Here is an 18593-nt window from a genome sequence, read left to right on the forward strand (position 1 = left end):
TGCATGGCTCAATATGATATGAAAATATATTCTCAAAGTGATATAAAGTCAAGATTACATATCATTTTGAGAAGAATTTTAATTTATAGATGGCATAATGTAGAATAAAGTTTATAATTTATCTACAAATACATAAATTATAAGGGAATATATTTGTAGATAAAAGTATATATTAAGTTTGTATTTTAAATGAATTTAGATAAAATGGTTGTTCAAAAATGGGAGGGACTACATATGAAAATGAAAATGGCTATAACAGGTAAAGGTGGTGTAGGTAAAACTACATTTTCAGCGATAATGAGTAAAATATATGCAGAAGAAGGATATAATGTTTTAGCTGTGGATGCAGATCCTGACCCCAATTTGGCATTAGCATTAGGATTTCCAAAAGAGATATCAGATGAGATTGTTCCAATTTCAGAAATGAAAAAGTTAGTAGCAGAGAGAACAAATTCTACTCCAGGATCCTTTGGAAAAATGTTTAAAATAAATCCTAAAGTTGATGATATACCAGAAAGATATTGCAAGGAATACAAAGGTGTAAGACTTTTAACTATGGGAACAGTTGATACAGGTGGAACAGGTTGTTTCTGCCCGGAAAATGTTTTGCTAAAAAAGCTCACGTCACATTTAATGCTCCAAAACAAAGACATCGTCATAATGGATATGGAAGCAGGTATTGAACATTTGGGAAGGGGAACAGCGCAAGGTGTAGATGTATTTATTGTTGTTGTAGAACCTGGAATAAGGAGTATACAAACGTTCAAACATGTAAAAAAATTAGCTAAGGATATAGGAATAGAAAAGATATTTGTGGTGGCAAATAAAATTAGGAATAAAAAGGACGAAGAATTTGTATTGGAAAACGTAGATGAAAAAGAATGTCTTGGATTTATACATTATAGTGACACAGTTGGAAGTTCTGATAGAGTCAATCAATCTCCTTACGATTCCAATAAGGAAACCGTTCAGGAGGTAAAAAATATAAAACAAAAATTAGAAATGGGGGTATTTTAAATGACTTATAAATCAGACATCGAAATAGCTCAAGAATGCACAATGAAGGACATTAAGGAAATTGCAAAGAAATTAAATATTTCCGAAGATGATATTGAATTGTATGGTAAATACAAAGCAAAGGTAAATTACAACTTGTTAAAGACTACACCTAGTAAGAATGGAAAACTTATACTATGTACAGCTATAAATCCAACACCTGCTGGAGAAGGAAAAACTACTACAGCAATAGGTGTAGCAGATGCATTAAATAGAATGGGAAAATCTGTTGTCGTTGCACTTAGAGAACCATCTATGGGACCTGTATTTGGTATAAAAGGTGGAGCTGCCGGCGGTGGATATGCTCAAGTAGTACCTATGGAAGACATAAACCTACACTTTACAGGCGATATACATGCACTCACTGCTGCTAACAATTTACTTGCAGCAATGATAGACAATCATATATATCAAGGCAATAAACTTAACATAGACCCAAGAAGAATTGCTTGGAGAAGATGCGTGGACATGAACGACAGACAACTCAGATTTGTAGTTGATGGATTAGGTGGAAAAGCAAACGGAACACCTAGAGAAGATGGATTTGATATAACAGTTGCTTCAGAAATAATGGCTATATTCTGTTTATCAAGTGACATAATTGATTTAAAGAAGAGAATTGCTAAAATAGTTGTAGGATACACTAGAGATGGCAAGCCTGTAACAGCTCATGATTTAAAAGCTGAAGGAGCTATGGCAGCACTTCTTAAAGATGCATTAAAACCAAATCTAGTTCAAACTCTTGAAGGAACACCAGCATTTGTACACGGCGGACCATTTGCAAATATAGCTCATGGATGTAACTCAATAATGGCTACTAGAATGGCTCTTCACTTTGGTGAATATGTAGTTACGGAGGCAGGTTTCGGTGCTGACCTAGGTGCTGAAAAATTCTTAGACATCAAGTGCAGAATGGCAGGATTAAAACCGGATGCAGTAATAATAGTTGCTACAGTTAGAGCATTAAAATACAATGGCGGAGTTCCAAAGGCTGACTTAAATAATGAAAACTTAGAAGCTCTTGAAAAAGGACTTCCAAATCTATTAAAACATGTAGAGAATATAACTAAGGTATACAAATTACCAGCAGTAGTTGCATTAAATGCATTCCCTACAGATACACAGGCAGAATTGAAATTAGTAGAAGATAAATGTAAAGAATTAGGCGTAAATGTAAAATTATCAGAAGTTTGGGCTAAAGGCGGCGAAGGTGGAATAGAAGTTGCCGAAGAAGTACTTAGACTTATAAAAGAAGAGAAAAATGACTTCCAGTTTGCTTACGATGAAAAATTACCAATCAGAGATAAAATAAGAGCAGTAGCTCAGAAAATATATGGTGCTGATGACGTTACTTTCACAAATCAGGCAGATAAAGAAATTGATGAGCTTGAAAAATTAGGATTTGGTAAAACACCAGTATGTATAGCAAAGACCCAATATTCCTTAACTGATGATCAGACTAAACTTGGAAGACCAACAGGATTTAATATTACAGTAAGACAGGTTACAATTTCTGCTGGAGCAGGTTTTGTAGTTGCAGTAACTGGTTCAATAATGAAGATGCCAGGTCTTGGAAAAGTTCCATCTGCTGAAAAAATAGATGTAGATGAAAATGGAGTAATAAGCGGATTATTCTAAAAACATTTAGGAGGAAACAATATGAAATTAGCAGATAAAAGCTGCACAGATTTTATAGAAGTTCTTGCATCTAAAGCTGCAACTCCTGGTGGAGGCGGAGGATCAGCTATTACAGGTGCTATAGGAATGGCACTTGGAGGCATGGTATGTAACCTTACAATAGGAAAGAAAAAGTATGCACAGTATGATGAAAAGGTAAAAGGCATACTTAAAAGGGCTTATGAGCTTCAAGCAGAACTCTTAAAGATGGTGGATGCAGATGCAGAGTGTTTTCTACCACTTTCAAAGGCTTATGGAATGCCAAAAGATACTGAAGAGCAGAAAAAATTAAAGGAAGAGACTTTAGAAAAGTGTTTAAAGAAAGCCTGTGGTGTTCCAGTAAGTATTGTTAAACAAGCTTATGAAGCAATAAAACTCCATGAGGCACTTGTGGACAACTGCTCTAAACTTGCAATAAGTGATGTTGGAGTAGGAGTACAGTGTTTAAGAGCTGCTATTATTGGAGCGCAGCTTAATGTCATAATCAACATAAATTCTATTAAAGATGCAGAATATGTTAAAAAGGTAAAAGCAGAGACGGAACCTTTAGTTGAAGAAGGCATTAAGATTGCAGATAAGGTATATGAAAAAGTAGTTAGTGCACTTTCCAAATAAAATTATTATTCTCCAGAAGAAATTTTAATTTCTTCTGGAGGCACTTGTAAATTAGTTTAGTATGGTACAGATAGCTAATTTTAATATGAAGGAGATATAAGTATGGGTCAAATAATTAAAGGTAAACCAGTGGCAGATGCTATAAGTGAAGCTTTAACTAAAGAAGTTAATGATTTAAAGGTAAAGGGTATTACTCCAAAGCTTACATTAGTAAGAGTTGGAGCAAACGGAAGTGACCTTGCTTATGAAAAAGGAGCTCTAAAAAAGTGCGAAAAAATTGGAATAGAGGCAGTTGTTAAAGAGCTACCAGCAGATATATCACAAGACAAGTTTATTGAAGAATTGAAAAAAATAAATGCGGACAAGACTGTAAACGCAATAATGGTATTCAGACCATTTCCTAAGCAATTAGATGAAAGCGTTATAAAATATATAATCGCCCCTGAGAAAGATGTAGATTGCTTTAGTCCTGTAAATGTTGCTAAATTGATGGAAAAAGATATGACAGGATTTGCACCTTGTACACCATCTGCTGTTATAGAAATTCTTAAGCATTATAAAGTTCCTATGAAGGGAAAAAATGCAGTTATAGTAGGAAGATCTATGGTAGTTGGAAAACCAGCGTGCATGCTGCTCTTAAATGAAAATGCTACAGTTACCGTATGTCATTCAAAAACTACTGATATGCCAAAGGTTTGTTCCCAGGCAGACATACTGGTAGTAGGCATAGGAAAAGCTAAAATGATAGATTCAAAATATGTAAAAGATGGTGCCGTAGTTATAGATGTAGGCATAAATGTAGATGAAAGTGGAAAGTTATGTGGAGATGTAGATACAGAAGACTGTGAATCAAAAGCTTCAATGATAACACCAGTTCCTGGAGGAGTAGGCTCAGTTACTTCATCCATACTTGCACAGCATATTGTAAAAGCCTGTAAGTTACAAAATAACCTATAAACCTGTGAAATAAATGGAGGAATAAATATGATTATTTCAGAAAAAAAATCTTTTGATGAATTATTGGATTACCTTAAAGACAGTGAAAAAGTAATAATCACAGGATGTTCTTTATGCGCAACTACCTGTAAAGTAGGCGGAGAAGAAGAAGTATTAGCAATGAAAGCCAAGTTAGAAGAACAAGGCAAAAAAGTTTTAGGATACAAAATACTTGATCCTTCCTGCAATCTTTTAAAAACAAGAAAAGATTTAAAGTCTTTAAAAGCTGAATTAAAAGAAGCGGATGCAGTAGTATCCCTAGCTTGTGGGGATGGAACTCAAACTGTAGCCAAGTTAGTAAAAATTCCCGTTTATCCAGGTAATAACACTATGTTTATAGGTGAAGTAGAAAGAGTTGGACAATATGCAGAAGCTTGTAAAGCTTGTGGAAATTGCCAGCTTGGATGGACAGGGGGAATATGTCCAATTACAATGTGTGCAAAGGGACTTTTGAATGGACCTTGCGGTGGTGCAAGAGATGGTAAATGTGAAGTTGATCCTGAAAATGATTGTGCTTGGATATTAATATACAATAAATTAAAAGAACTAGGACAGCTCGATAATTTGACAGAATTAAGAAAGCCAAGAGATTATCAAATAAGTGCTCATCCTAGAAAAATAAATTTAAATGCTAAGTAATAATCAGAAGGGGGATTAAAAAATGAGCTTATTGAAGGAAGCTTTTGAAAAGGGAGAGTTTGCAATTACAGCTGAAATGGCACCTCCAAAGGGAACGGATCTTTCTCATTTAATTGAATGTGCCAAAAAGATAAAAGGAAGAGTTCAGGGAGTTAATGTAACGGATTTCCAGTCTGCTACGTTAAAAGCTACATCTTTAGCTACTTGTAAAGTATTAAAAGATGCAGGATTAGAACCTGTATTTCAAATAACAGGAAGAGATAGAAACAGAATAGCAATTCAAGGGGAATTGTTATCTGCAGGTGTTTTTGGAATTGAAAATGTTTTAGCTCTTACTGGAGATTATACTGCTACAGGAGATCACCCTGGTGCAAAGCCAGTTTATGATCTAGATAGTGTTGGAATATTACAGGTGGCAAGTATTTTAAATGGTGGAAAAGACATGGGTGGAACTGAACTAAAAGGGAAACCAGATTTCTTTTTAGGGGCCTGTGTTACACCTAGATATGATCCGTTAGAGCTTCAAGTTATAAAGATGAAGAAGAAAATTAAAGCTGGAGCTAAATTCTTTCAAACTCAAGCTGTTTATGATATGGAAACTTTAAAGAAATTCAAAGAAGAGACTAAAGCTCAAGGTGTAGATGCCAAAGTTATGGTAGGCATAATACCTTTAAAGTCAGCTGGTATGGCTAAATACATGAATAAAAATGTACCTGGTATATTTGTACCTGATGAACTTATAGATAGAATGAAGAATGCTGAGGATAAAGTTCAAGAAGGCATAAAGATAGCAGGAGAATTTATAAAGACTGTAAAAGAATCAGGACTTTGCGATGGAGTTCATATAATGGCAATTGGTGCGGAAGAAAATGTGCCATTAATATTGGACGAAGCAGGATTATAAAGATATAGGATTAAAAAATAAGGGGCGATTAGAAATGAAAGTAGTTGTAATTGGTGGAGGACCAGGAGGATATGTAGCTGCACTGCAAGCTGCTATTTTAGGTGCAGATGTTACTGTAGTTGAAAAGAAATATGTAGGAGGAACTTGTTTAAATGTAGGATGTATACCTACAAAAGCATTACTTGCTTCTACAGATATTTTAAGTGCAGTAAAAGAAGCATCAAAATTTGGAATTAATGTTGAAGGTGAAGTAAAAGCTGATTTTGATGCAATTATGAAGAGAAAAAATAAAGTGGTAGATCAACTTGTAAAAGGTATAGAATTTATGTTTGAACATAGAGGAGTAAAGCTTGTAAGGGGAGCAGGAAAACTTATAAGCAATAAAGAGGTAGAGGTTACAAAGCAGGATGGATCTAAAGAATCCATAACGGCAGATAAAATTATACTTGCTACTGGTTCTGTACCTGTTACACCTGGAGTATTCAAGTATGATGGTAAAAAGGTTATAACTTCAGATGAAGTTTTAAATTTGGAAAAACTTCCAAAGTCAATGATATTAGTTGGTGGAGGTCCTATAGGTTGTGAAATAGGATATTTCCTAAATAGTATGGGAGTAGAAGTTAAAGTTGTCGAAGCTCTTCCTCATCTTGCACCACTTGAAGATGAAGATGTGGCAAAACAACTGCAGAGAATTTTTAAACAGCATAAGATAAAATACTTTGTAGGTGATGGTATAACTAATGTAGAAGTTAAAGGTGATACAGTAACCGCTACATTGGGAAGCGGAAAAGTTTTGGAAGCTGAAACACTTCTCATAGCAGTAGGAAGAAGAACTTATACTGAAGGTTTAGGTTTGGATGATATAGGTATTAAAAAAGATCAAAAAGGAAGAATAATTGTAAATGAATATTTAGAAACTAATGTAGAGGGAGTTTATGCAATAGGTGATTTAATTCCTACTGCTGCCCTTGCACATGTGGCTTCAAGAGAAGGTATTGTAGCTGTTCAAAATGCAGTTTTAGATAAAAAGAAGAAAATGAGCTACAAAGCAGTACCTGGATGTACATTTGTAGAACCAGAAATAGCTTCTGTAGGTATGAAAGAGAAAGATGCTGAAAAGGCAGGAATCCAATACAAGGTTGGAAGATTTGATTTTAGAGGACTTGGAAAAGCTCAAGCTATGGGCAAATTCCAAGGATTTGTAAAGATTATTACAGATGAAAAGGACGTAATAATTGGAGCTGCTATTGTAGGTGATAGAGCAACAGATATGATTTCAGAATTAGGTGTTGCTTGTGAGCTTGGTTTAACAGCAGAACGAGTTGGTGAAGTTATTCATCCACATCCAACTTTGTCTGAGGCAATGATGGAAGCTCTTCATGATGTACACAAACAATGTGTTCATTCTGTTGATTAAATTGTTTAATGTGTATAGGGCTATAGTGCCCTATACATATAATATATAATTATAGATGTTTTCTACATAAGAGGCATAAAATTTGTAATAGGCTTTTTATAAGTAATCTGAAACACAGCAATATAAGGAGGTTGTACTATGGAATATAAAATAGCTGTAGCAGGTAAGGGTGGTACCGGTAAAACTACTTTGACAGGTCTTTTAATAGATTATTTGGTAAAGAAAGGTTCAGGACCTATTTTAGCAGTAGATGCTGATGCAAATGCTAATTTAAATGAAGTACTTGGAACAGATATTGAAGAGACTATTGGACAAATAAAAGAAGATGTAAATAAAAGATCACTTGCAGGGGATAATTTTCCTGGAGGTATGATGAAAGCAGATTATTTAAAGTATAAATTAAATGCATCAGTAACTGAAGGAGACGGTTATGACCTTATTGTTATGGGAAGATCCCAGGGGCCAGGATGTTATTGTTATGTTAATGGAATACTTAAAGCACAAGTGGATTCACTTTCTGGTAATTATGATTACATAGTAGTTGATAATGAAGCGGGAATGGAACACTTAAGTAGAAAACTTATAGATCCTATTGATACTCTATTTCTGATAAGCGATTGTTCCAGAAGAGGTATACAGGCTGTTGGAAGAATAAAACAGTTAGTTGCTGAATTAAAGTTAAAAGTTGGCCAAATCTTTCTTATTGTAAATAGAGCTCCAGAAGGTAAGTTGAATTCAGGAATAAAAGAAGAAATAGAAAAACAAGAACTGGATTTAGTAGGAGTTGTGCCGATGGACCAAATGGTCTATCAATTTGATTCAGATGGAAAAGCATTAGTAGAGCTGCCAGAGGATTCTTCATGCAGAAAAGCATTGAATGAAATACTATCAAAAATTCAATTTGAAAATTAAATTAAGGAGGCATACATTATGTTCAAAAAACCAACACAAAAATTTTCAGGCAAAATTGGTGAAGTTGAAATTGGAACAGGAGAAAAAGCATTAAAATTAGGAGGAGAATCAGTATTACCATTTTATACTTTTGATGGAGATACAGGAAATAGCCCAAAAGTAGGTATGGAAATTTTAGATGTATATCCAGAAGAATGGATAGATCCTTTAAAAGATATATACAAAGATGTTGCAAAAGACCCTGCTAAATGGGCACAATTTGTAGAAGAAAAATATAGTCCAGATTTTATATGTCTAAGACTCATAAGTGCTGATCCAAATGGTACAGATGCTGCACCAGAAGATTGTGCTAAAACAGTTAAAGCTGTAATTGAAGCTATAACAACTCCATTAGTAGTTGCAGGTACAGGAAATCATGAAAAAGATGCAAAATTATTTGAAAAAGTTGCTCAGGAAACTGAAGGACACAATATACTTTTAATGTCTGCAGTAGAAGATAACTATAAGACAGTAGGAGCCGCAGGCGTAATGGCTTATAATGACAAAGTTGTAGCTGAATCTTCAGTTGATATAAACCTTGCAAAACAGATAAATATTTTAATGAATCAACTTGGAATAGACAATACAAAGTTTGTTGACAACGTAGGATGTGCAGCAGGTGGATATGGTTATGAATATGTTATATCAACTTTAGATAGAGTAAAACTTGCAGCACTTGGTCAAGATGATAAAACTCTTCAAATTCCTATAATAAGCCCTGTTTCTTTCGAAGCTTGCAAAGTAAAAGAGGCAATGGATTCAGAAGAAGATTCACCACAATGGGGAAGTCAGGAAGAAAGAACAATTTCCATGGAAGTTGCAACAGCATCCGGAGTATTAGCATCAGGAACCGATGCTGTAATATTACGTCATCCAAAATCTGTAGAAGTAATTAGAAACTTTATTAAGGAATTATTAGGTTAATTAAAATTTATACTGGGATTAAATAAGGAGGATTAAAAATGGCTTTAACAGGATTAAATATATTTAAATTAACACCAAAAAAGAATTGTAAGGATTGCGGTTTTCCTACTTGTCTAGCTTTTTCAATGAAAGTAGCAGCAGGAGCTGTGGAAATAGGAAAATGTCCTCATATGAGTGATGAGGCAATGGAAAAATTAGCTGAAGCTACTGCACCAATTATGAAGACAATAACTATTGGTAAGGGAGATAATGAATATAAATTAGGTGGAGAAACTGTTTTATTCCGTCATGAAAAAACTTTTGTAAATAGAAATAGATTTGCAGTTGCATTTTCCGATAGTATGGATGATGCAGAAGTAGATGCTAAAATTCAACATATAAAAGATGTAGATTATGTTAGAATCGGTGAACAAATGAAAGCCGAATTTGCTGCAATAAAATATGCAGGAAATAAAGACAAATATCTTGCTTTGATAAATAAAATAAAAGCAAGCGGAGTAAAAGTAGCTTATGCTTTAGTCTGTGAGGATGCAGCAGTAATGAAAGAAGCTCTTTCACTCGTTAAAGATGAAAATCCATTAGTTTATGGAGCTAATAAAGATAACTTTAAAGAAATGGTTGAACTTGTAAAAGGAGATAAATTAGCATTAGGTGTAAAGGCAGATGGATTGGAAGCTCTATATGGCCTAGTAGAAGAAATACAAAAATTGGGATATAAGAACTTAGTACTTGATCCAGGTGGAAAATCCATTAAAGAAGCTTTTGAAAATACAGTTCAAATCAGAAGAATAAATATTGAAGGTCAGGATAGAACTTTTGGATATCCTTCTATACTATTCTTAGATGAACTTACTAAAGCTGATAAATTTATGGAAGTAGCTTTATCTACATTATTTACTTTGAAATATGGTTCATTACTTGTTTTAAGTGATATGGATTATGCAAGAGCACTTCCTCTTTATAGTATAAGACAGAATGTATTTACAGATCCACAAAAACCAATGACAGTTGATTTGGGTATACATGGAATTAACAACCCAGATGAAAACTCACCAGTATTATGTACTGTTGACTTTGCTCTTACTTACTTCCTAGTTTCAGGAGAAGTTGAAAGATCTAAAGTTCCAGTATGGATGGTTATACCAGATGCAGGCGGATATTCTGTTCTTACATCCTGGGCTGCAGGTAAATTTACTGGTGCTGCAATAGCTGATGAAATAAAGAAGTGTGGAATATCAGAGAAGACTAAGAACAGAACTCTTTTAATCCCAGGAAAGGTTGCAGTGTTAAAAGGTGAATTAGAGGAACTTCTTCCAGATTGGAATATAGTAATCAGTAGTACAGAAGCTATGTTTATTCCTAAATTATTAAAAGAGTTAACTGCTAAGTAAAAATTATTATAAGTAAAAAATAGGCAATGATTAAAAATTTTTAATTATTGCCTGACAATATAAGTTAATACTAGTTTATAAAGATTAAGGTAAATAGGAGGTCATCTGAACATGGATAAATTTATGATCATAGGCGAAAGAATTCACTGCATATCTCCATCTATAAGGAAGGCTATTGAAGAGAGAAATCCTGAACCAATATTTAAAAGAGCAAAAGAACAATTGGATGCAGGAGCTAATTATCTAGATTTTAATATAGGACCAGCAAGAAAAGATGGAGAAGAAATAATGCAGTGGGGTGTTAAGGCTCTTCAAAGTGAATTTGACAATGTTCCACTAGCACTTGATACAACAAATAAGAAAGCTATAGAGGCAGGACTTAAAGTTTACAATAGAGCAAAAGGAAAACCTATCATAAATTCTGCAGATGCAGGAGAAAGAATTGGAAATATAGATTTAGCTGCAGAATATGATGCTATGAGTATAGCACTTTGTGCAAAAGAAGGAATAACAAAAGACAATGATGAAAGAATAGCATATTGTACAGAAATGCTTGAAAAAGGTATGGGTCTTGGAATGGAGCCTACAGATTTACTGTTTGATCCATTATTCTTAGTAATAAAGGGCATGCAAGATAAACAAAAGGAAGTATTAGAGGCTATTAAATTAATAAGTGATATGGGTCTTAGAACTTGCTGTGGATTAAGCAATGTTTCAAATGGAGCACCTAAAGAAATAAGACCAATAATGGATGCAACTTTTGCAGCTATGGCAATACAATGTGGTCTTACTTCTGCAATAATGAATCCATGTGATAAGAGATTAATGGAGACAATAAAGACTTGTGACGTTGTAAATGGTGCTGTTTTATATGCAGATTCTTACTTAGAGTTATAATTTAGAGTTATAATATATAATATTTTAAATTAGGAGGGGCTAAAAATGAATTTATTTCAAACTGTATTCACTGGTTCAAAGCAGGCTTTAGCAGCTGCTGAAGGCATAGTTAAGCAAGCTGTTGACGAGAAGGGTAGAGACTATAAAGTAGCATTTCCTGATACTGTATATTCACTACCAGTAATTTTTGCAGCTACAGGAAAAAAGATAACTAATGTAGGAGAATTAGAAGGTGCATTAGATATAGTAAGAAGTTTGATAGTTGAGGAAGAAATGCTTGATAAGCTTTTAAATTCAGGACTTGCAACAGCTGTTGCAGCAGAAATTATAGAAGCTGCAAAGTATGTCCTTTCAGATGCTCCTTATGCAGAACCATGTGTAGGATTTATCTCAGATCCAATAATTAGATCATTTGGAGTACCACTTGTTACAGGTGATGTCCCAGGTGTAGCAGTTGTACTTGGAGAGTTTCCGGATTCTGAAACTGCAGCAAAAGTAATAAAGGATTACCAATCAAAAGGATTACTTACTTGTTTGGTAGGCAAAGTAATAGATCAGGCTATAGAAGGCAAAGTTAAGATGGGACTTGACCTGAGGGTTATTCCACTTGGATATGATGTTACATCCGTAATTCATATTGTAAGTTTTGCTATAAGAGCTGCACTTATATTCGGAGGAATTAAGGGCGGACAGTTAAATGATATATTGAAATATACAGCAGAAAGAGTACCTGCTTTTGTAAATGCATTTGGACCATTAAGCGAACTTGTAGTTTCAGCAGGTGCAGGAGCTATAGCACTTGGATTCCCTGTAATAACTGATCAGGTTGTACCAGAAGTTCCTACATTGTTGTTAACTCAAAAAGATTTTGATAAAGTTGTTAAAACTTCATTAGAAGCTAGGAATATAAAGATAAAGATAACTGAGATCCCAATTCCAGTTGCTTTTGCAGCAGCATTTGAAGGTGAAAGAATAAGAAAGAATGATATGCTTGCAGAGTTTGGTGGAAATAAGACTAAAGCTTGGGAATTAGTTATGTGTGCAGAGCAGGGAGAAATTGAAGATCATAAGATAGAAATTATAGGACCAGATATAGATACTATAGATAAGGCTCCTGGAAGGATGCCTCTTGGAATGCTTGTTAAAGTAAGTGGAACTAATATGCAGAAGGATTTTGAGCCAGTGCTTGAAAGAAGACTTCACTATTTCTTGAACTATATAGAAGGAGTAATGCATGTTGGTCAGAGAAATATGACTTGGGTAAGAGTAGGCAAAGAAGCTTATGAAAAAGGATTTAGATTAAAACATTTTGGTGAAGTAATATACGCTAAAATGTTAGATGAATTTGGCTCAGTTGTAGATAAATGTGAAGTAACTATAATAACTGATCCAGATAAGGCTGAAGAATTAGAAGGCAAATATGCTGTACCAAGATATGCAGAAAGAGATGCAAGACTTGAATCATTAGTTGATGAAAAAGTTGATACTTTTTACTCATGTAATTTGTGTCAATCCTTTGCACCTGCACATGTATGTATAGTAACTCCTGAAAGACTTGGACTTTGTGGAGCAGTTTCATGGCTTGATGCTAAAGCTACACTTGAATTAAATCCAACAGGACCATGTCAGGCAGTTCCAAAAGAAGGTGTGGTTGATGAAAATTTAGGTATTTGGGAAAAAGTAAATGAAACTGTTTCAAAAATTTCTCAAGGTGCTGTAAAGAGTGTTACATTATACAGTATATTACAAGATCCAATGACTTCCTGTGGATGTTTTGAGTGTATTACAGGTATAATGCCAGAAGCAAATGGTGTTGTAATGGTAAACAGAGAATTTGGATCAACAACTCCTCTTGGAATGACATTTGGTGAACTTGCATCTATGACAGGTGGTGGAGTTCAGACTCCAGGATTTATGGGACATGGAAGACAATTCATAGCTTCAAAGAAGTTTATGAAAGGTGAAGGCGGACTTGGTAGAATAGTTTGGATGCCAAAAGAATTAAAAGACTTTGTTGCAGAAAAATTAAATAAGACAGCAAAGGAATTATATAATATAGATAATTTTACAGATATGATCTGTGATGAAACTATAGCTACAGAATCTGAAGATGTAGTAAAATTCTTGGAAGAAAAAGGCCATCCTGCATTAAAGATGGATCCAATAATGTAGTAAAATTTTCTAGATACTTAAATGATAGTGACAGGAGCAACTGTCACTATTGTTTTAATTAATGAATCATTAAGTTGAGAGTGTAAGTCTGAAATTTTATATAAACCGTTTACTCATCCAATTATAAAAATTTAATTTATAAAGGAGTGTTATTTATGGATTTTCCAAAAGAATTAAAGTATAGCAAAGAACACACATGGGCAAAGATTGAAGGAGACACAGCACTTATAGGTATAAGTGATTTTGCACAGGATCAACTTGGAGAGATATTATTTGTAGAAATGCCAGATGTAGGAGATGAAATTACTCAAGGAGTTTCTCTTGGAGTTGTTGAATCCTCTAAAAAGGCTTCAGATGTAATATCTCCATTATCTGGAGAAGTGCTCGAAATTAACGAAAAACTAGATGATGAACCAGAATATATAAATGAGAATGCTTATGATGCATGGATAGTAAAAATAAAAGTAAAAGACAGTGGTGAAGTTAAAAACTTAGTAGATGCTTCTGAATATGAAGCAGGTTTGAAATAAACAAAGGTTACTTTTCACAAGGAGGTATTCACAAAATATGGTAAAAGTTAAATTTACTCCATACAACAAAGAAATAGATGTTTTGGAAGGAGAAAATCTGCTGGAGATTATCAGAAAAGCAGGTGTATTTATAGACACTCCATGTAATGGAAGTGGGTCCTGTGGAAAATGTAAAGTTAAGGTAACAGCTGGAAATGTTATATCAGAAGATAGCAGGCACATTACAGAAAAAGAAAAAAAGGAAGGATATGTGCTTGCTTGTCAGTGCAAGGTTAAAGAAGATATAGTAGTAGAAATACCAGGCACTGCATCCTCTTCAATGCATGGAATGAAAATAGAAGATTTCTCAAGCAAGAGAGAATATGATATATTTGAAAGAGCTAAAAACCAAATACTAAAATGTGGTATGGAATTTAAGACTTATGTAAGGAAGGATTATTTAGAGCTAGATCCTCCTAATTTAAATGATAATATATCTGATTTTGAAAGGATAAAAAGACATATTAAAAATCATTTAAATTGTAAAAATGTATTTTGTAGATTACCCATATTGAGAAAGATACCTCAGCTTTTGAGAGAGGCAGATTTTAAAGTAACCATAACTCATATACCTAGAGGAGTAGGTAAAACTACAATTGTTGATATAGAAAAAGGGGATACGACAGATAAGATTTATGGAGTGGCAGTGGATATTGGTACTACATCTGTGGCAGCGTGCTTGGTGGATTTATACAATGGCCAATTAATTGCAAAAGCTTCATCTGGAAATGCTCAAATAAAGTATGGAGCAGATGTTATAAACAGAATAATGTATTCTACTAAAGGTAACGGACTACAGGAATTGAATCACGCAGTAATACAGGAAACTATAAATCCCCTCTTAAATAAGATGTATATGGATTCAGGAATAAGAAAGGAACAAGTGGTATCCTTTGTTACGGCTGGTAATACAACTATGTCTCATCTTTTTTTAGGGTTGTATTCAAATTTTTTAAGAATGGAGCCATATATACCTGCTTTTGTTAAGACTCCTTTTATAAAAGCTTCTGAACTAAATATAGAAGTTAACCCTGAAACATTTATATATTTGATTCCTTGTGTAGCAAGTTATGTAGGGGGAGATATAACTGCAGGTGTATTGTCTTCGGGAATGTGGAATACTGAAGATAATATACTATTTATAGATTTAGGAACAAATGGTGAGATTGTATTTGGAAATAAAGAATATCTGATGACCTGTGCTTGTTCTGCAGGACCTGCCTTTGAAGGTGGAGAAATAAGTTGTGGAATGAGGGCATCAGGAGGTGCCATAGAAAAGGTTAAAATAGGTAGTGACTATGAACCTATAATTAGCGTTATTGGCGATGAAAAGCCTCTTGGAATATGTGGATCAGGTATTATAGATTTAATATGTTCAATGATGTTTGCAGGAATTATCGATAGAAAGGGCAAAATAGTAAAAAATTTAAAAACTAATAGAGTTAGATTTGATGAAAACGGAATTGGGGAATATATTTTAGTTTTTAAAGAGCAATATGATTTGGATAGAGATGTAAGTATAACAGATGTGGATATAGACAATTTTATCAGGGCAAAAGCAGCAATTTATTCTGGAATTACTACACTTTTAAATAACCTGGGGATGGATTTTACAATGATAGATAAAATCTATATAGCAGGAGGCATAGGAAATAGTTTAAATATAGGGAATGCTGTAAAGATAGGAATGCTGCCTGATATAGATCAGGATAAAATAAATTATATAGGTAATAGTTCTCTTATGGGATGCTATTTGACACTGATGAGTGAGGACGCAAGGCACAAATTGGAGGAAATAGCAAATCATATGACCTATGTAGAGCTTAGCGTAGATCCATTATATATGGATCAGTTTGTATCAGCTTGCTTCCTGCCGCATACCGATATAGAAAAATTTCCTACTGTTAAGAAGCTTTTAGATAAGTCTCTTTAGTCATATTGAAATTAATATGCTGCCATTTTATCGCTATGTTATTTTAATAACATATTAAAAGGAGTATACTTAATTTGAAAGTTAATTTTTAACTTAGGGTAAATATTTATTCTGATATTAGATTAAGCAAATTATTTATCTGATATCAGAATTAGCACCCTGCTTATGTGTAAAATTTAAGAGGAGGTAATTGAAAATGTGTGAATCAACAGCTTATTTGGTAACACCTGAAGGTGAACGTAAAATTATGGATTATGTAGTGGATATAGTTCCAAAAGAAAATGGTAAGTTGTCATTGACAGACATTTTAGGAGAAGAAGAGATAATAGAAGGAATGTTAAAGGAAGTAAGGCTTTTGGAGCATAAGATTGTAATAGAAAAGGCAATGTAGCTATTGTATAAGGAGGTACTATAATGAACAACGAACATGAATGCCATCACCATCATGACGATACACCTCATACTCATGAACATTATCATGATGGTATAGCTCATACTCATACACATGTTCACGATGATGATCACCATCATACACATGAAATGTTAGATGGAGATGAAAGTAAGGAAGAAAAAACATTAAAAATACTTTTAGGTCATTGGGTAGAGCATAATAAATCCCATGAAGAAGGATTTGCAGAATGGGTAGACAAAGCAAAAAATATGGGAAAAGTAGAAACTTCACAATTTATTGAAAAGGCAATCGGCTTTATGAAACAGGCTGACAATATGTTGGAAGAAGCAGAAAATCATATGGAATAGCTTAGATTAAGTTTGTTAAACAACTTCAATTTTATAGAAAGATATAGGATTGAAGTTGTTTAGTCCTATATACCATCTATTAGGAAATTATATAGTTATTAGAAACTTAAAAAAATAATAATGCTATTTGTTTTGGAGGGGTGTAATAGATGTACAAGAATGATATAGACAAAAAACCAAAGGATGAAATACCCTATGATCACTATAAAAGCGTATTTAAAAATTTTGAACCTGAAGAAATGGCAAAAAATGCAGGGTGTATATATAATGAATCCAGAGGAGAAATAGAAGTAAAGTTGATGGGGAAAAATGTAGTAGTAAAATATCCTTCCGGTGAGGTTCTTAATGAGGATGGTTCTGAAATAGAAAAATATCCTCCTAAGACTTTAATTTTGAGATATCTGATGCAGGGCAAAGGATTAGCACCTTCTGATAAATATATAACCTATAGAGAAGTGGATGGCGGAAATGTGTACTATAGTAATTTTTATGGGAGATGTTTATTAAGATTATCTAAAACCTTTGGAAACAATATAAAGAAGTTTAAAGAAGTGTTTGAAAGTCTAGGAGCTCAAGAAGTAAGCATGGGGGATGCTGCTTATAAATTTAGATTTTTAAACAACATATATGTTATTTTTGCATTATGGGAAGGTGATGAAGAATTTGCACCTTCGTCCCAGATATTATTCAATAGTAATGTGCCATTTTATTTTACGGCTGAAGATTTAGCTGTGGTAGGAGACACATCTATAGGAATTATAACAAATTTAGCATATAAAAAATAAGAGATGGGGGTCTCGAAATGGAAAATAATATGTTAAAGCCAAATGAAATATGTAATGCTGCTGTAGGAGCGGGGTGTTCTAAAGCAGCACTAAAGACTTATCAACAGGCTGTACTTGGAATACTCGCGGGGGCGTTTATTGCATGTGGTGGTGTTGTTTCTGCTGTTGCATCTCATGGTATAACAAATGTGGGAGTTTCAAAGTTTGTAGGGGGAGCTGTTTTCCCGGTAGGACTTATCTTAGTAGTTATATGTGGAGCAGAGCTTTTTACAGGAAATTGTCTTATGGTTGTGCCGCTAGCTGGAAAAGAAATAACTTTTAAGCCTATGATTAAAAACTGGATAGTAGTTTACATATTTAATTTTATAGGATCGGTTCTTGTAGCCTTTCTAGTATTTGAATCAGGAACTTTTGGGATGAGTAGTGGAAAACTTGGTGGAACGGTTATAAAAGTAGCTTCTACTAAAGCGTCACTTTCTTTTGGCACTGCTTTCTGTAGTGGAATAATGTGTAATTTTTTAGTATGTCTTGCAGTGTGGGGTGCTTTTGCAGCTAAAGATATAATAAGTAAAATTGTAATAATATGGTTTCCTATAATGACTTTTGTAACTTGTGGATTCGAGCATAGTGTTGCCAATATGTACTTTTTAACAGCTGGACTTTTTGCAAAATCTAATGCTTCATTTGTAGCAGCATCGGGAATTTCACAAGATAAGATAGTATCTGTGGCTGGAATAGTTCATAATTTAATACCTGTAACTTTAGGTAATATAGTTGGAGGATCATTATTTGTTGGATTAGCATATTTTGTTGTTTATAAATATAAATCTTCTAAACCAAGGGAGAGCGTATATAAATAAGGTATTTTTATACCCTCGATTGTTATTTAATTATCATTCTTCATTCTT

General features: G+C 33.8%; 18 protein-coding genes. All 18 read left to right on the forward strand.

What is annotated here, in order from left to right; all coding sequences use genetic code 11:
- Positions 1 to 240: 240 nt before the first annotated feature.
- The 18 genes from WY13_RS03215 (at position 241) to WY13_RS03300 (ending at position 18545) form a co-directional block, all read left to right on the forward strand.
- A complete protein-coding gene (locus WY13_RS03215) occupies positions 241 to 1017 on the forward strand; it encodes an AAA family ATPase (RefSeq protein ID WP_192844983.1) in 777 nt (258 codons plus the stop codon).
- Entirely contained in the window at positions 1018 to 2694 is a 1677-nt protein-coding gene (locus WY13_RS03220; protein ID WP_063554274.1) for a formate--tetrahydrofolate ligase, read from the forward strand.
- A gap of 21 nt (positions 2695 to 2715) precedes the next feature.
- A complete protein-coding gene (locus WY13_RS03225) occupies positions 2716 to 3348 on the forward strand; it encodes a cyclodeaminase/cyclohydrolase family protein (protein ID WP_063554275.1) in 633 nt (210 codons plus the stop codon).
- A 102-nt stretch (positions 3349 to 3450) separates the two neighbouring features.
- Positions 3451 to 4305, forward strand: a complete 855-nt coding sequence (locus WY13_RS03230; RefSeq protein WP_063554276.1) for a bifunctional 5,10-methylenetetrahydrofolate dehydrogenase/5,10-methenyltetrahydrofolate cyclohydrolase — start codon at positions 3451 to 3453, stop codon at positions 4303 to 4305.
- A gap of 27 nt (positions 4306 to 4332) precedes the next feature.
- The gene (locus tag WY13_RS03235; protein ID WP_013240366.1) at positions 4333 to 4983 is read left to right on the forward strand and encodes a methylenetetrahydrofolate reductase C-terminal domain-containing protein; all 651 of its coding nucleotides are present in this window, start codon (positions 4333 to 4335) and stop codon (positions 4981 to 4983) included.
- 22 nt (positions 4984 to 5005) lie between these two features.
- On the forward strand, positions 5006 to 5887 hold the full coding sequence (locus tag WY13_RS03240) for a methylenetetrahydrofolate reductase (protein ID WP_063554277.1): 882 nt from the start codon (positions 5006 to 5008) through the stop codon (positions 5885 to 5887).
- A gap of 34 nt (positions 5888 to 5921) precedes the next feature.
- On the forward strand, positions 5922 to 7304 hold the full coding sequence (gene lpdA, locus WY13_RS03245) for a dihydrolipoyl dehydrogenase (RefSeq protein WP_063554278.1): 1383 nt from the start codon (positions 5922 to 5924) through the stop codon (positions 7302 to 7304).
- A gap of 138 nt (positions 7305 to 7442) precedes the next feature.
- Complete coding sequence (locus WY13_RS03250; protein ID WP_063554279.1) at positions 7443 to 8216, forward strand: AAA family ATPase; 774 nt, start codon at positions 7443 to 7445, stop codon at positions 8214 to 8216.
- An 18-nt stretch (positions 8217 to 8234) separates the two neighbouring features.
- On the forward strand, positions 8235 to 9179 hold the full coding sequence (gene acsD / locus WY13_RS03255; protein ID WP_063554280.1) for an acetyl-CoA decarbonylase/synthase complex subunit delta: 945 nt from the start codon (positions 8235 to 8237) through the stop codon (positions 9177 to 9179).
- A gap of 38 nt (positions 9180 to 9217) precedes the next feature.
- Positions 9218 to 10570, forward strand: a complete 1353-nt coding sequence (gene acsC / locus WY13_RS03260; protein ID WP_063554281.1) for an acetyl-CoA decarbonylase/synthase complex subunit gamma — start codon at positions 9218 to 9220, stop codon at positions 10568 to 10570.
- A gap of 111 nt (positions 10571 to 10681) precedes the next feature.
- Positions 10682 to 11467: a carbon monoxide dehydrogenase/acetyl-CoA synthase methytransferase subunit gene (acsE, locus tag WY13_RS03265; RefSeq protein WP_063554282.1), complete on the forward strand. Its 786-nt coding sequence runs from the start codon at positions 10682 to 10684 to the stop codon at positions 11465 to 11467.
- 45 nt (positions 11468 to 11512) lie between these two features.
- On the forward strand, positions 11513 to 13639 hold the full coding sequence (gene acsB / locus WY13_RS03270) for an acetyl-CoA decarbonylase/synthase complex subunit alpha/beta (protein ID WP_063554283.1): 2127 nt from the start codon (positions 11513 to 11515) through the stop codon (positions 13637 to 13639).
- Between the two features lie 155 nt (positions 13640 to 13794).
- On the forward strand, positions 13795 to 14169 hold the full coding sequence (gcvH, locus tag WY13_RS03275) for a glycine cleavage system protein GcvH (protein WP_063554284.1): 375 nt from the start codon (positions 13795 to 13797) through the stop codon (positions 14167 to 14169).
- Between the two features lie 37 nt (positions 14170 to 14206).
- A complete protein-coding gene (gene acsV, locus WY13_RS03280) occupies positions 14207 to 16141 on the forward strand; it encodes a corrinoid activation/regeneration protein AcsV (protein ID WP_063554285.1) in 1935 nt (644 codons plus the stop codon).
- Between the two features lie 196 nt (positions 16142 to 16337).
- Entirely contained in the window at positions 16338 to 16532 is a 195-nt protein-coding gene (locus tag WY13_RS03285) for a CooT family nickel-binding protein (RefSeq protein WP_013240356.1), read from the forward strand.
- A gap of 23 nt (positions 16533 to 16555) precedes the next feature.
- Positions 16556 to 16900, forward strand: coding sequence for a hypothetical protein (locus tag WY13_RS03290; protein WP_063554286.1), 345 nt, complete (start codon positions 16556 to 16558; stop codon positions 16898 to 16900).
- Between the two features lie 149 nt (positions 16901 to 17049).
- Complete coding sequence (locus tag WY13_RS03295; protein ID WP_063554287.1) at positions 17050 to 17685, forward strand: DUF3786 domain-containing protein; 636 nt, start codon at positions 17050 to 17052, stop codon at positions 17683 to 17685.
- Positions 17686 to 17702: 17 nt separating this feature from the next.
- Complete coding sequence (locus tag WY13_RS03300) at positions 17703 to 18545, forward strand: formate/nitrite transporter family protein (RefSeq protein WP_063554288.1); 843 nt, start codon at positions 17703 to 17705, stop codon at positions 18543 to 18545.
- Positions 18546 to 18593 lie beyond the last annotated feature (48 nt).

Source organism: Clostridium ljungdahlii, assembly GCF_001636845.1.
Lineage (GTDB): Bacteria > Bacillota > Clostridia > Clostridiales > Clostridiaceae > Clostridium_B > Clostridium_B ljungdahlii_A.

Coding starts and splice junctions, on each gene's coding strand:
- WY13_RS03215 (WP_192844983.1), top strand. CDS start 241: ATGAAAATGGCTATAACAGGTAAAGGTGGTGTAGGTAAAACTACATTT.
- WY13_RS03220 (WP_063554274.1), top strand. CDS start 1,018: ATGACTTATAAATCAGACATCGAAATAGCTCAAGAATGCACAATGAAG.
- WY13_RS03225 (WP_063554275.1), top strand. CDS start 2,716: ATGAAATTAGCAGATAAAAGCTGCACAGATTTTATAGAAGTTCTTGCA.
- WY13_RS03230 (WP_063554276.1), top strand. CDS start 3,451: ATGGGTCAAATAATTAAAGGTAAACCAGTGGCAGATGCTATAAGTGAA.
- WY13_RS03235 (WP_013240366.1), top strand. CDS start 4,333: ATGATTATTTCAGAAAAAAAATCTTTTGATGAATTATTGGATTACCTT.
- WY13_RS03240 (WP_063554277.1), top strand. CDS start 5,006: ATGAGCTTATTGAAGGAAGCTTTTGAAAAGGGAGAGTTTGCAATTACA.
- lpdA (WP_063554278.1), top strand. CDS start 5,922: ATGAAAGTAGTTGTAATTGGTGGAGGACCAGGAGGATATGTAGCTGCA.
- WY13_RS03250 (WP_063554279.1), top strand. CDS start 7,443: ATGGAATATAAAATAGCTGTAGCAGGTAAGGGTGGTACCGGTAAAACT.
- acsD (WP_063554280.1), top strand. CDS start 8,235: ATGTTCAAAAAACCAACACAAAAATTTTCAGGCAAAATTGGTGAAGTT.
- acsC (WP_063554281.1), top strand. CDS start 9,218: ATGGCTTTAACAGGATTAAATATATTTAAATTAACACCAAAAAAGAAT.
- acsE (WP_063554282.1), top strand. CDS start 10,682: ATGGATAAATTTATGATCATAGGCGAAAGAATTCACTGCATATCTCCA.
- acsB (WP_063554283.1), top strand. CDS start 11,513: ATGAATTTATTTCAAACTGTATTCACTGGTTCAAAGCAGGCTTTAGCA.
- gcvH (WP_063554284.1), top strand. CDS start 13,795: ATGGATTTTCCAAAAGAATTAAAGTATAGCAAAGAACACACATGGGCA.
- acsV (WP_063554285.1), top strand. CDS start 14,207: ATGGTAAAAGTTAAATTTACTCCATACAACAAAGAAATAGATGTTTTG.
- WY13_RS03285 (WP_013240356.1), top strand. CDS start 16,338: ATGTGTGAATCAACAGCTTATTTGGTAACACCTGAAGGTGAACGTAAA.
- WY13_RS03290 (WP_063554286.1), top strand. CDS start 16,556: ATGAACAACGAACATGAATGCCATCACCATCATGACGATACACCTCAT.
- WY13_RS03295 (WP_063554287.1), top strand. CDS start 17,050: ATGTACAAGAATGATATAGACAAAAAACCAAAGGATGAAATACCCTAT.
- WY13_RS03300 (WP_063554288.1), top strand. CDS start 17,703: ATGGAAAATAATATGTTAAAGCCAAATGAAATATGTAATGCTGCTGTA.